This window comes from Nocardia pneumoniae NBRC 100136 (assembly GCF_000308755.1).
Lineage (GTDB): Bacteria > Actinomycetota > Actinomycetes > Mycobacteriales > Mycobacteriaceae > Nocardia > Nocardia pneumoniae.
This window is the reverse complement of record NZ_BAGF01000058.1, coordinates 232,563-244,812: the sequence shown is the minus strand read 5'-3', so window position 1 is coordinate 244,812 and position 12,250 is coordinate 232,563. Positions and strand designations below refer to the sequence as shown.

The following is a 12,250-nucleotide window of genomic DNA, read 5'->3' as shown; positions in this document are numbered from 1 at the left end:
CCGTCCATCCGGCGGCCGCCGCTCCCGCGACCTCGTCGCAGGAGCGGCGGCCGTTTATGATTCCAGCCGCCGCGGCGTGGGTAGCTAAAAGACTGCTACGTCCCCTTCTGTGGCACCGGCGTACGCGGCGGCGGCACCACCCTCACCACCCAACCCGCGAGGTTCGTAGACTCCTCGGATCGGGCGCGGTGCTCAGCGCCTGTCCGCCAGGGGAGTGGCGGTGGCGTAGCGGGGGCGTCGTAGCCCGGCGCGGGGCAGGCACGGCGGCTACCTGGTTCGGTTCGGCGATCGACGGGAACGGCACGACGAAAGGGGGTCAGGCAGTGAGTGGTCCGCAAACGGGTTCTCGCACCGCGGGACAGTGGCGGCCGGCGGCACGGCTCACCGTGCTGCTCGACGAGGACGACATGTGGCGGCACACGCCCCTGTACCACGAGATCGTGCGGCGGGCCAGGGACGCCGGAGTGGCGGGTGCCAGCGTGTGGCGCGGCATCGAGGGATACGGCGCGTCCTCGCACGTCCACACCACCCGGATCCTGGACATGGCCGACCATCTCCCGCTGATGCTGGTGCTGGTCGACGAGCCGGAACGCCTGCGCGCGTTCGTCGACCGGAACGCCGAACTATTCGCGTCGGTCAACGTCACGCTGGCACCGGTGGAACTGTGGCAGGGAGGTGGGCGATGACGGTACCGCGCGGCGTACCAGCGGATTTCGACGCGCCGATGCCGAAGGGGGCCTCGGCCGTTACCATTGTCGGTTCGGCGCGGCTCGGCGATCGCAGCGACGCGAGAACCGGTATGCGGCGGTTCGCCGCGGGATCGGATTCCCGCACCGCGCCGACCACGTGCGGTGCGTTCGGCCACAAGAGGATCCGGCTGGTGGCCGACGTGATCGACGTGGCCGTGGGGTCGGCGGTGACCAGGCGGTCGTGGACATGATTCTGATGACGAGCCGGGCGCAGCCGATACGGAAGGGAGACCCGAGCATGGCCCACGATCGAGCCGGGCGTCTCGCACGTCCCACCGATCTGGAGGACATCGCACACCTGGTGACCGCGTACTACAGCCGCGTCCCCGATGTGCTCGATCCGGCCCAGCGGGTGGTGTTCGGTACTTCGGGGCATCGCGGCTCCAGCCTGGACAGCGCGTTCAACGAAGCGCACATTCTGGCGATCACCCAGGCGATCGTCGAATACCGCGCCACCCGCGGCATCACCGGACCGGTCTACCTGGCCAGGGACACCCACGCGCTGTCCGAGCCCGCGTGGACCACCGCGCTCGAGGTGCTCGCAGGCAACGACGTCACCGCGGTGATCGACGCGCGCGACCGCTACACCCCCACTCCGGCGCTGAGTCACGCTGTGCTGCGCCACAATCGCGGCGGCACCAAACACCAGGCCGACGGCATCGTGGTCACCCCCTCGCACAACCCGCCCCGCGACGGCGGCTTCAAATACAACCCGCCGCACGGCGGCCCGGCCGACAACACGGCCACCGACGCCATCGCCGCCCGCGCCAACGAACTGCTGCTGGGCGGGCTGGCCGAAGTCAAACGCACCACACTGCGGCGCGCGCTGGAAACCGGCGTGGAACGCTACGACTACCTCGGCCACTACGTCGAGGACCTGCCCAATGTGCTGAACCTGGACGCCATCCGCGGTGCGGGCATCCGCCTCGGCGCCGATCCGATGGGCGGCGCCAGCGTCGACTACTGGGAGGAGATCGGCCAGCGCTTCGACCTCGAGCTGGAGGTGGTCAACCCGGTCGTGGATCCCACCTGGCGGTTCATGACGCTCGACAGCGACGGCAAGATCCGGATGGACCCGTCCTCGCGCTATGCGATGGCGTCGCTGATCGCGATCAAGGACGACTACGACATCTCCACCGGCAACGACGCCGACGCCGACCGCCACGGCATCGTCACGCCCGACGGCGGGTTGATGAATCCCAACCATTTCCTGGCGGTGGCCATCGAATACCTGGTCGCCAACCGGATGGGCTGGGACGCGCTGACCAAGATCGGCAAGACGGCGGTGACGTCGTCCATGGTCGACCGGGTGGTCTCCGTGCTCGGCAGGGATGTGCACGAGGTGCCGGTCGGGTTCAAGTTCTTCGTGCCCGGATTGTTCAGCGGCAGCCTGGCTTTCGGCGGCGAGGAGAGCGCGGGCGCGTCGTTCCTGCGAATGGACGGCACCGTGTGGACCACCGACAAGGACGGCATCCTGCTGGCACTGCTCGCCGGTGAGATCGCCGCGGTCACCGGGCAGAGCCCCTCGGCGCGCTACGTCGAACTGGAACGCCGCTACGGCAGCCCCGCCTACGCGCGGATCGACGCATCCGCCACCGCGGAACAGAAACAGCTGCTCGCGAAGTTGACTCCGGACATGATCGCCACGAAGGAGATCGCCGGAGAACCGGTCACCGCCGTGCTCACCAGGGCGCGGGGCAACGGCGCGCCGCTGGGCGGCCTCAAGGTCACCACCGAGAACGCGTGGTTCGCCGCCCGCCCCTCCGGCACCGAGGACAAGTACAAGATCTACGCCGAGTCGTTCCACGGTCCCGAGCACCTGGCCGAGGTGCAGACGGCCGCGGAGGAATTGGTCGGGCGGGCGCTGTCCGGTGACGGGTAGATCCAAGCCCCTGCCCACCGAGATCTGGGTGCTGGTCGGGGGCGCGTTCGTGATCGCCATCGGGTTCGGTCTGGTCGCCCCGGTGCTGCCGCAGTTCGCGCGGGGATTCGGCGTCGGCGTGGCGGCCGCCTCGGCGATCGTCTCCGCGTTCGCCCTGATGCGGTTGCTGTTCGCGCCGGTGAGCGGGCGGCTGGTGCAGCGGCTGGGGGAGCGGTCGGTCTACCTCGGTGGGCTGCTGATCGTCGCGTTGTCCACCGGCGCCAGTGCGCTGGCCCAAAGTTATTGGCAGCTCATGGTGTTGCGGTCGCTGGGCGGCATCGGGTCGACCATGTTCACCGTGTCGTCGCTGGCGCTGGTCATCCGGATGTCTCCGCCCGAACAGCGCGGCCGGGTGTCCGGGCTGTGGTCGACCAGCTTCCTGGTCGGTTCGGTGAGCGGTCCGCTGGTCGGCGGCGGATTGTCCGGCCTCGGGTTGCGGTGGCCTTTCGTGATCTACGCGGTCGCGCTGCTCGTCGTGAGCGTCGTCGTGCACCTGAGCCTGCGGAATTCGGCATTGGCCGCGCCCGAGCCGGTCGGCGGTGTGCGGATGATGTCGTTCCGGGAGGGTTGGGCGCGGCCGGAGTACCGGGCGGTGCTGCTGTCGAACTTCGCCAATGGCGCGGCCGTGTTCGGCGTGCGGATGGCGTTGGTGCCGCTGCTCGTCGTCGAGGTGCTGCACCAGGCGCCGGGGATGGCGGGCGTCGCGCTGACGGTGTTCGCGGCGGGCAACGTCGCGGTGCTGTTCGCCTCGGGACGGCTGTCCGATCGGTGGGGACGAAAACCTTTCGTGATCGTCGGCTCGCTGGTGTGCGCCGCGGGCACCGCGGGACTCGGCATGGCGACGAGCCTGCCGTGGCTGCTGGCCACCTCGTTCCTCGCCGGACTCGGTTCCGGCATGTTCACCCCGACCCAGCAGGCGGCCGTGGCCGACATCATCGGCCCCAAAGCCCGCGGCGGGCCCGTCCTGGCCGGTTTCCAGATGGCCGCCGACCTCGGCACCGTCGTGGGCCCGGTCGCCGTCGGCGCCCTCGCACAGCAGGTGTCCTACGAGCTCGCGCTCGGTGTGACCGGTGCCCTGCTCGCCCTCGCCGCGATCGTCTGGTCCGTGGTCCCCGAGCCGCTGCGCCGCCGTCCGGTGCACGCGGAAAGCCCGTCGGATCGGCTCGGCATCGACCACCGTGCCGCCGCTGCCGGGGCGGCGGGGAGCGGCCCGTCGTCGGTGGCCGAGGAGCCGGTGCCGGTAGCGGTCGAGTCCGGAACGGTGGCGTGCGATTCGTCGGGAGATTCGGCGTGTGACCCTGGAACAGCGACGGTCGATCCCGGGGCGGTGCCGGGTGAGTGCGCGACGGTCGGCGGTGGACAGAGCGTGCTGGCAGGCAAACAGAGCGACACTCCAGCGGTAGGGGCCGATTTTCGAGCGGCAGTGGTACTGCCGGGCACAGCAGTTGCCGAATCGGAGATGTCACCCACCACTCTGCGGCGTGCGGTCTCCCGCCGCAGACGCCGACGTGCCGCCCCGCGAAGCGGCCGCACTCGGTGAAACGACTTCGCCGCCCGGAATTGGTCGCGGTGGGACGGGAACGATGACATCGAGTGCGTGCGGTGTTGGTCGCGGCCTTTCGAGGTCAGTTCAGTTCAGTCGTAGCAGGCCCGCATCGGTGGTCTGGAACCCGCAGGTGTCGCGATAGAAGCTGTTGAGATGTGGTTCGTGGTCGACGTGGCGCCATTCGATACCGAGTTCGCGGAGGTCGTCGACAAGAGCCGCGATCAAACTGCTTCCGATGCGCTGATGCTGGATATCCGGGGCGACCAGCGGAGGGACGGCCCGGCGGTGGCTGGGGTGGTTCGGTGGGGCAAAGTGTCAATGTGAGCGAATCTCGTTCGAACTACACGCCGCGGCCGATGTCCAGCACGACCACCTATGCGCTGGGTGCGGTCGCCCTCGCGTTGATCGTCTTGATCGTGATCGCGGCGATGCGCTGGGGGCGGGACGAAGCGACCGTCCGCAACGACGGCTACGGTCCGGTGCGCGACCCGGCGGTGCACTCGGTGCTCGAGCAGAACGGCTCGATCCTGCTCGGCCGACCGGACGCGAAGAAGACCATCGACCTCTTCGAGGACCCGCTGTGCCCCGGCTGCGGCAACCTGGAACGCATCTACGGCCAGGAAATCGCCCAGAAGATCGATATGGGCGCGCTCGCGGTGCGGTACCGCCTGGTGAACTTCCTCGACGCCCGCTCACAGAGCAAGGACTACTCCACCCGCGCCGTCGCCGCGAACCAGTGTGTGGCCGAAGCCGGTTCCGGCCCGGTCTACTCGAAGTTCCACACCGAACTGTTCACCACGAAACGCCCCAGTGAAGGCGGCAGCGACCTGAACAACGAAGCACTCGCCGCCGTCGCCCGGGACGCGGGAGCCCCCGAACCAGTGCTGCAATGCATTTCGACCGGCGCCAAAGTCGACCTCGCACGCACCACCGCCATGGCACAAACCGCCGCACTCGGCGAGGCGCTAGGCGGCTCCGCGGCCACACCAGCCGTCTTCGACGGCACGACCAAGGTCGACGCCAGCGAGGAGAACTGGGTGATTTCCCTCACCCAGTGATCAGTAGGCCCCTCCGCCAACCCTAGGGCGCGGACATCTGCTCGCCCCCAACGGAAGGACCGGGCCGCCGACTCCACCAAATCGACGACCCGGCCCACTCGACGGCGCGACCCGACATCTCAGCCCCCGAGATCGCCCACCGAGTTTTCAGTTGGTCAATGGGCCGGGTGTCGGCTCCACCTGCCGACACCCGGCCCCGCGCTCGACGGCTCGGTCCGGCACCCTGTCCACAGACCGCACCTCGAGGCGGCATATCGTTCCCCATAGATCGAACGTGTGTTCGACTATACCTCATCCGGTGAGCCCTGTCGCCCCCGAATCGAGGCGATTTGGTCGCCGACACACCGGTGGTGTAACTTCATTCAAGCGCGGCGGGGAAGCCCGGAGCGCAACCCACCAGGGGCTATGGCGCAGCTGGTAGCGCACCACACTGGCAGTGTGGGGGTCAGGGGTTCGAGTCCCCTTAGCTCCACTCGAACAAAAGACCAGGTCCGGCGAATTCCCGGGCCTGGTCTTTGTCGTTCCGGCACCTTGCAAATCCCGGGCTGACGACACGACTGACGACAGTTCAGATCGCGGTGTCGTCGGAGGAGTCGAACAAGGTGTCCATCGAATCCAGCGCGTCGCGCTTCACCGCCTCGATCACCTCCAGGTAGATCCCGGTCGTCACGGTGATCGAGCTGTGTCGGAGTATCTTCTGCACCGTCGCGGCCTCTACACCCTTCGTAAACAGCAGCGTGGCGCACGAATGGCGAAGATCCTGCACCCGTACCTGCGGAACACCCGCCTTCTCGCACAGCCGCTTGAACATGCGATTGACATTTCGCGGCTCGATCGGACGCCCGAGTTTCGTCGTGAATACCAAGCCGGATTCACGCCATTGGTTGCCGGCGGTGAACCGTTCCTCCATCTGCCGCTTGCGATGTTCACGCAGAATCGCCAGCAGCGGCCGGGGGATGGGCAGCGTCGCACGAGAGCCGTCGGTCTTGACCTCCTCGAGCTTCAGCTCTCCGTCCACCCGATGCAGTCCGCGACGGACCACCAGGCGCCCGGCAGTCAGGTCGACGTGATGCCACTCCAGACCGAGCGCTTCACCGCGGCGCAACCCCATCGCCAACGCCACCGCCCACAAGGCGTGCAGGCGATGTTCTTCGGCGGCCCTGAGCAAACGCTGTGCCTCCGATTTGGTGAACGCTCGCACCTTGTAGTCTCCGCCACCGCGGAGCTTCACCGACCGGGCGACGTTCCGACTGACCAACTCCTCCTCGACCGCATCTTGCAGAGCGACGCGGAGAACTCGTAGCACGTGCCGAATGGAGTGAATGGACAGGACGTTGCCGCAGCACTCGGCCGGCGACTTCGCGCAGCATCGCGGCTTGGCCCGCCGCGCGTCCTTCTCCTGACCGCAGCACTGGCACTTTGTGCGCAAGTTGTTGACGAACTCCCGAACGTGACGGCTCTCCAGGCTCTTGAGCTTCCGTTTGCCCAGCCCGGGAATGATGTGCAGTCGGACATCACCTTCGTAGGTGGCGTAGGTCGTGCGCCGGATCTTCGGCTCGGCGATCTCTTCGAGCCAGTACCCCATGTACTGCGCAACCGTCATCGTCGTCACGTCGACGGGAACACCCCTGCGCTGCAACTCCTTCAGGCGCGTGCGCTCAGCGTCCGCCTCCTCCCATGTTGCGCCGTAGACGCTGATCCGCTTGCGCTTGCCCTCTGGAGTCTCCACGAACAGCTTCAACTCGTAGCGGCCGTCTTTGCGGGCGCCGATCGTGCCGGATCCGTTCGGGTTGCGCTTGCGCGACTTCTTCTCCGCCATCACGCCGCCTGGTCGATGAGGTCGGAGACATAGCTGTCGAAGGATTGCCGAACAATCCGGCGGCACCGGCCGATGGTCACCGACTGCACCTCACCCGACCAGATCAACTGGTAGATGCTGTACCGACTCACCTTTAACACCGCCGCGGCTTCCTGCACCGTCATGAACGTGTCGCTCACAGTCGTCTCCTCCCTCACGCTGCTTGCCGAGTAACTGAATGTTCTTGCTGTGCCGCTGCTCCTGCCGCGAGCAAGGCATTTGTGTATTCCGCGCGCCATTTCGTGCGTTGGGCGATCGCGGACAGGATCAAGTGATCCCGAGGTGGCGCGGACTGATCACCCGGCTCGACCGGCCGGATGATCAAGTGACTGGTGTCGGGCTTGTGGATGCCGACCGAGGCCAGCAGTTGCCGAACAAACTCCGCCCGATCGGCCTTGTGGTCCGGCAGCGTCTTTCCGCTCCAACGCCGGGAGACCAGCACCCGGCGACCGGGCAGACCGAGGGTGTCTCGACGGTGTGCCTTGCCCTTGCAGCGGCCCGGAATCGTCTTATCGCTGGCGCCCTGCGGGAGGATGCCGTAGCGCAACCACACCGCACACCGAGGCGAACACGGCGTGTGCTGCAACTCCGCGTGCAACCGGTCGTAGTGAATCGCCGTGCGCGTCGACTCGGTCTCCAGGACTTCGCTGATCGACTTCGTCAGGTACTTCGTCACGTACCCGATAGCACGGTCCGCCTTGTCGCCGGGGATGTAGCCCTTCATGTGGCCGGGGTCCATGCGTTCGCCGAACCGCACCGTGTACGCAGGTTCCAGATCATCCACCGCGTCGAGCACGTCGAGGGCGTCATCCCAGCCGGACAACGCCTGCCCGGTGTCGGGGTCCACGAACGTCATCGCGCGGTAGTCCCACACCGGCATCTTCTCGCCGGAGTACACCTCGTTTTCGGGGTCGAAGTGCGGCCACCAGACCTGGTGGTAGGTGGCCGCGGTGACCATGCGCAGGATCTCGCGAGAGATGACGCCGCGCAGCAGCAAATGCAGGTGCGGGGCGCCGCGCTTCTGGGGTTCGACGGTGGCGAAGTACTGCACGTCGTAGCCGACGCAGCGGCGCAGGTTCTGTATCCAGCGGTCGACCAGCTTGGAGAAGAACACAATGTCGCGAGCAGCCCGCGCATAGTCGTAGCTGTCGGGGTTGCGGGGTGAACCGTCCGAGCACGGCTTACCCTCGGAATCCACCGCCCCGTCTTGGTTGATCGACCCGTAGGACGGCATCGTGAGCGTGACCATCATCGAGGACCGGTAGCCGCCGATCACCCGCCCGATCGTGTGCCGTTCGACCTTCTTCCGAGGCAGGTTCGGCACGTCCTGACGCCGCTTGGTCGAGCGAGACCGCCGCTTGCGCTCTTTCGGGTCCAAGGGCGGGATGGGGCCACGGAACCCGGAGTCGCGAAGGTCGCGGTCCAAGCTGCCCACCAGTTCACCGATGGCATCAGCCATCTCGTCATCACCGTCGTCGCGGGCTTGGCGGTACTGCTGGGCCAGATCAGCTCGCGCGGTGAGCAACTCGGTTTGAGTGTCGGAGGGGTCGCGGGTTTCCTCGACCGGTTCGACGTCGGCGTGCCAGCCTTCCCGGCATTGGGTCATCCGCAACCAGCGGGCCTTGTCCGCGCACGGCTTGCACACCGACGCGACGGTGGACTTGCACGGGGAGGCGACGTATTCGACCTTCCCGGTTCGCGGGTCGAACGACCGCATCGTCACCGGCCGCACACACACCCCGAACTTCTCCGCCGCAGCCAGAGCGACATCAGTGAAGTTCGGAAGCGCACGCCGCTCAGCAGCAGTCTGCCGGGCCGGAGCGGTGTCGGTGTTGCTGTCGTTGTCCAAGTCGATGGGCGTGGTCATGCCGCGCGTCCCTGCCCCTCGGTCCAGTGGTCCACCCGCGGCAGGATCACCGTGTCAGCGAGGGAATCCGAGCGGCGGAAGGCCAACTCGACGGTGCCGGGTCCGGTGATGGTGGCGCGGCAGTCCAGGGCGCCGAAGGCGTGCGCCAGATGCGAGACCCGGCCGATGTCAGCCGACAACAGTCGTGGGATGAACGTGCGGTCGTTGCGGTCGATACTCAGGTGGCAAGCAGTCATGAGCTTGGCCCAGCGGCGCCGGTAGCGGAACCAGGTCAGGAACCGGGTGCGTGCCCGGCGGGTAACCCACCGCTCGAACATCTCCGGGCGCCGCTGCCGCCAGAGCATGATCCCCGCGAGGGACACCCCGACCACCCCGAGGGCCGCGACCGGTCCCCAGAAAAGGCCGGCCACGGCCGCGAGGACGATCGGGAGAGAGAACATCGGGAACAGCAGCAGCCACCACACGCCGGTGAGCGTTGCCCACAGGAGGTTGAGCAGGCCCAACGCGAACACGTCGAAGACATCCAGGCGGGCAGTGTTCCCAGTAGTGCTGGTCTTGGGGGTCATTGGTCGGCCTCCGAGCTAGAGTGGTCGAAGAGGGTCATCTGGTCGGGGCACTCCCACCGCGGCAGATCCCGGGCCTTGCTGGTGCGACGGCGCTTGGACTTCGCCACCTGTTCGGCGGCCGCCGTGACGATCGGATTCCGTTGCCGCGCGGTCCCACTGGTTGTGTCGCCACTCATGCCGCACCCACTTCCGGTGTGCCGGTGACGGCGGTGAGCAGGTGGCGGCCGAGGTGTTCGGTGTAGGCCGGTGGGATCGCCAGCGAGAGTTCTTGGCCGGTCATCCAGTCGATGCCCATGCACGCCGGTCCCGCCCAGGTGCCGACATCACCGGTGATCGAGATGTGGTGTCCGGCGGCGAAGTCACGGCGGCGCTGCTTGGTGCTGGTGCGGGTGGTGTGGGCGGGATGCCACGGCACCGGCGGCAGCAACGGCACACGCGGGTCGATGGCGAACTTGCGGTGTCGGTAGGTGCGCAGCCCGAACATACTGCCGCACAACACGAGATCCGCGCGCATCGCGGCGCCCATGACGTTCTCCACCACCCACGCCACCGGCCCAGCGGCCAGCCGTTCGAGTGTCGCCGCCAGCAGCCAGCCCGAGCCGTCGACACCCGCGCGGGCCGCCAGCGGGGTGTGGTCGTGGCACGGTGGGGAGGCGGTGACCACGTCGAACTCGTGTCCGTGCGCGTCCAGGAACTCCAACGCGTCATCCTGGTGGAACTCGAACGGATACCGCGGTTGCGGGCGAATGTCCACGCCCACGACCTCGAACCCCGCCCGGTGATAGCCCATGCTCGCCCCACCAGCACCGCAGTACAGATCCAGCAGCCGGGGGCGCCGTGTCGTGTTCATGCCGCCCAGTCCCCGCCGTCGTAGTCGTGGTCGTCGGTGTCGTCCCACAGCGGGACAGCCCCGGTCTCGGCCAGCAGGTGCGCGGCGATCGCGGCCGAGTCCAGCCCGGAGCGTTCCAGGTGGCAGCGTCGGCGGGCTTGCAGGTCGATGACGTTGTCGTCGTAGCGGTGGTTGCTCATGGTTGGGCCTCGATCTCGGGGACGCCGCACACTTCGCAGGTGCGGGAACGGGTGGAATTGCCCAGCGGCCACACCGTGGTGCGCCAGGACTCAGGGAAGGTGTGGCCGTGCTCGGCGCACCGGTTGGTGGCCTGGCAGCCGTCACAAGTGACTTTGTCGCCGTCGTAGACCCAGCCCACACCGCCCGCAGAATGGACAGTCAGATAGGCGATGGCCTGGGTGATGGAGTCGAAGCAGATCGCTTCGTTCTCGCCCTCGGTGTAGTGGTCGCCGCAGGTATCGCAGTAGACGACCACGTGCTGTTCGATGACCAGACCGCGTTTCATGCCGCCATCGGCCCGTCTTCAGGCTCGTCGCCGAGGTCATCGGGGTCGAAGCCGCTGTAATCCTCAGCGGGACCGGATATCTCCGGAGCCGGGGAGTAGGCGTCCACGATGGCGTCGATGTCGTCATCGGAGACGAAGTACGCCCGCACCCGCACAAACTCGCTCGAACCGTCCTCGCCGACGTAGCCGACACCCGGTGTCTCATCGGAGATCTCGTCGCAGCGTGCCCCGCGATCCCGGGCGCCTTGCCCGTGGACCATGCCGCTCTGAGTCGGCTCATCCAGGCGCAGGCCCACACGGACGGGGAACAGTTGCCGGTTGGGCATCGTCTCCTTCGACGGGTCCTGCAACGCCGCGATCACCGACACCGCCGCCGCACGCCCCTGCGACAACAACAACCCCGTCAAACGCCGGAACTCCTGCTGCTCCTCCCGGCTGGCATACGACGACAGCGACGCCGCCTCATCGATGATGATCAAAATCAGCGGCTCATCCGGGGAAGGGACGATCTTGCGCAGACCGGCCGAACGCATCCGCGCCAGACGCTCCCGCATCAGCTCCACGGCCTCGTTGAGCATCTCCAAGATGGTGGCGTTGTCGGTGGTGAACCGGACGAACAACCGGCCCTCGCCCTTGCCGAACTCCGCACCGCCCTTCGGATCAGCCAAATACAGATCGACCAATCCGGCTTTGATCGCGGGACCGAGCGCGGCGATGATCGACCACAGCACCGAGCCCTTACCCGAACCGGTAGCGCCCGCGATGAGGATGTGCCCATAAAGCACCCGCACCCGCCAGGTGTCGAAGTCCTCGGTCACCCCGACCGGCACCGCTTCCAGGTCCACCACACCCGCCGGACCGGGCACCACGACGGTGTCGGCCAGGGTGTCGAACACCCGCAGGTCCAGGCGCACGAACGCCGGATCCGGCGATGTCACAGTCACCTGCGGGACACCGAAGTAGTGCGCCAACGCGTCGCGGGTGTCGTCGTTGTTCCAGTCCTTGAGCGACTGACCACCGAGCATCTGCACATCCACCGACATCCCGAACTCGGTGTAGGCCGCGGAGACGATGTTCGGGTAGCCGGTCTGCGGCGAACCCAGCTTGAGAGCAGGCCACATCAACTCCAGTTGCCCCGAGTCGGTCACCACCGACACCGCCGTGCGAAGCTCGACCGGCGCAGCCGCAGTGACCTCACGCGCAGCACGAGCCGGTAGCATCTCCGAGCCGCGTGCGGCCAGTGTCCGCAGCCACCACAGCGCCGACGCGCCCGTGCACATCCCACCGGCGAGCATCACCGTTCCAGCGAGACTCATCGGGCGAACCCCCA

The 12,250-nt window shown here is 67.4% G+C and carries 14 protein-coding genes, 1 tRNA gene and 1 pseudogene; 6 read left to right on the top strand and 10 right to left on the bottom strand.

The annotated features are described in order from the left end of the window. The first annotated feature begins 323 nt into the window (after positions 1 to 323). From ON34_RS35585 to ON34_RS19475, 4 genes and pseudogenes are all read left to right on the top strand, one after another. Complete coding sequence (locus ON34_RS35585; RefSeq protein ID WP_218003911.1) at positions 324 to 686, top strand: DUF190 domain-containing protein; 363 nt, start codon at positions 324 to 326, stop codon at positions 684 to 686. Then, positions 683 to 940, top strand: a complete 258-nt coding sequence (locus ON34_RS19485) for a hypothetical protein (protein ID WP_040781106.1) — start codon at positions 683 to 685, stop codon at positions 938 to 940. Before ON34_RS35585 ends, ON34_RS19485 begins: the two co-directional genes overlap by 4 nt. 47 nt (positions 941 to 987) lie before the next feature. After that, positions 988 to 2,631 carry a phosphoglucomutase (alpha-D-glucose-1,6-bisphosphate-dependent) gene (pgm, locus tag ON34_RS19480; protein WP_040781268.1) on the top strand — a complete coding sequence of 548 codons (1,644 nt, stop codon included), beginning with the start codon at positions 988 to 990 and terminating at the stop codon, positions 2,629 to 2,631. Further along, a pseudogene (locus ON34_RS19475) lies at positions 2,621 to 3,808 on the top strand (MFS transporter); the annotation flags it as partial. The gene pgm and the pseudogene ON34_RS19475, both read left to right, overlap by 11 nt. Positions 3,809 to 4,300: 492 nt before the next feature. Here ON34_RS19475 and ON34_RS38555 read toward each other — a convergent pair. Then, on the bottom strand, positions 4,301 to 4,441 hold the full coding sequence (locus tag ON34_RS38555) for a hypothetical protein (protein WP_218003910.1): 141 nt from the start codon (positions 4,439 to 4,441) through the stop codon (positions 4,301 to 4,303). Between the two features lie 95 nt (positions 4,442 to 4,536). On the opposite strand from ON34_RS38555, the gene ON34_RS19465 reads away from it, so the two are divergent. Both ON34_RS19465 and ON34_RS19460 read left to right on the top strand, forming a co-directional pair. Next, positions 4,537 to 5,274, top strand: a complete 738-nt coding sequence (locus ON34_RS19465) for a DsbA family protein (protein ID WP_040781104.1) — start codon at positions 4,537 to 4,539, stop codon at positions 5,272 to 5,274. A 399-nt stretch (positions 5,275 to 5,673) separates the two neighbouring features. Beyond that, a tRNA-Ala gene (locus ON34_RS19460) sits at positions 5,674 to 5,746 on the top strand. A gap of 96 nt (positions 5,747 to 5,842) precedes the next feature. Here ON34_RS19460 and ON34_RS19455 read toward each other — a convergent pair. The 9 genes from ON34_RS19455 to ON34_RS19415 are packed head-to-tail and all read right to left on the bottom strand — an operon-like array spanning position 5,843 to position 12,236. Next, positions 5,843 to 7,093: a tyrosine-type recombinase/integrase gene (locus ON34_RS19455; RefSeq protein WP_040781102.1), complete on the bottom strand. Its 1,251-nt coding sequence runs from the start codon at positions 7,091 to 7,093 to the stop codon at positions 5,843 to 5,845. Beyond that, a complete protein-coding gene (locus ON34_RS36120) occupies positions 7,093 to 7,272 on the bottom strand; it encodes a helix-turn-helix domain-containing protein (protein ID WP_157172338.1) in 180 nt (59 codons plus the stop codon). Before ON34_RS36120 ends, ON34_RS19455 begins: the two co-directional genes overlap by 1 nt. Before the next feature lie 14 nt (positions 7,273 to 7,286). After that, a complete protein-coding gene (locus ON34_RS19445) occupies positions 7,287 to 8,999 on the bottom strand; it encodes a replication initiator (RefSeq protein ID WP_040781098.1) in 1,713 nt (570 codons plus the stop codon). Further along, the gene (locus tag ON34_RS19440; protein ID WP_040781097.1) at positions 8,996 to 9,565 is read right to left on the bottom strand and encodes a hypothetical protein; all 570 of its coding nucleotides are present in this window, start codon (positions 9,563 to 9,565) and stop codon (positions 8,996 to 8,998) included. The genes ON34_RS19445 and ON34_RS19440 overlap by 4 nt, the downstream gene beginning before the upstream one ends. Beyond that, on the bottom strand, positions 9,562 to 9,741 hold the full coding sequence (locus ON34_RS19435) for a hypothetical protein (RefSeq protein ID WP_040781095.1): 180 nt from the start codon (positions 9,739 to 9,741) through the stop codon (positions 9,562 to 9,564). The genes ON34_RS19440 and ON34_RS19435 overlap by 4 nt, the downstream gene beginning before the upstream one ends. Beyond that, positions 9,738 to 10,415 carry a DNA cytosine methyltransferase gene (locus ON34_RS19430; RefSeq protein WP_040781093.1) on the bottom strand — a complete coding sequence of 226 codons (678 nt, stop codon included), beginning with the start codon at positions 10,413 to 10,415 and terminating at the stop codon, positions 9,738 to 9,740. Before ON34_RS19430 ends, ON34_RS19435 begins: the two co-directional genes overlap by 4 nt. Then, positions 10,412 to 10,594: a hypothetical protein gene (locus ON34_RS19425; RefSeq protein ID WP_040781092.1), complete on the bottom strand. Its 183-nt coding sequence runs from the start codon at positions 10,592 to 10,594 to the stop codon at positions 10,412 to 10,414. The genes ON34_RS19430 and ON34_RS19425 overlap by 4 nt, the downstream gene beginning before the upstream one ends. Continuing rightward, positions 10,591 to 10,920 (bottom strand): hypothetical protein, encoded by a 330-nt coding sequence (locus tag ON34_RS19420; RefSeq protein ID WP_040781091.1) that lies wholly within the window; start codon positions 10,918 to 10,920, stop codon positions 10,591 to 10,593. The genes ON34_RS19425 and ON34_RS19420 overlap by 4 nt, the downstream gene beginning before the upstream one ends. Next, complete coding sequence (locus ON34_RS19415) at positions 10,917 to 12,236, bottom strand: FtsK/SpoIIIE domain-containing protein (RefSeq protein ID WP_083889554.1); 1,320 nt, start codon at positions 12,234 to 12,236, stop codon at positions 10,917 to 10,919. The genes ON34_RS19420 and ON34_RS19415 overlap by 4 nt, the downstream gene beginning before the upstream one ends. Positions 12,237 to 12,250: the final 14 nt, after the last annotated feature.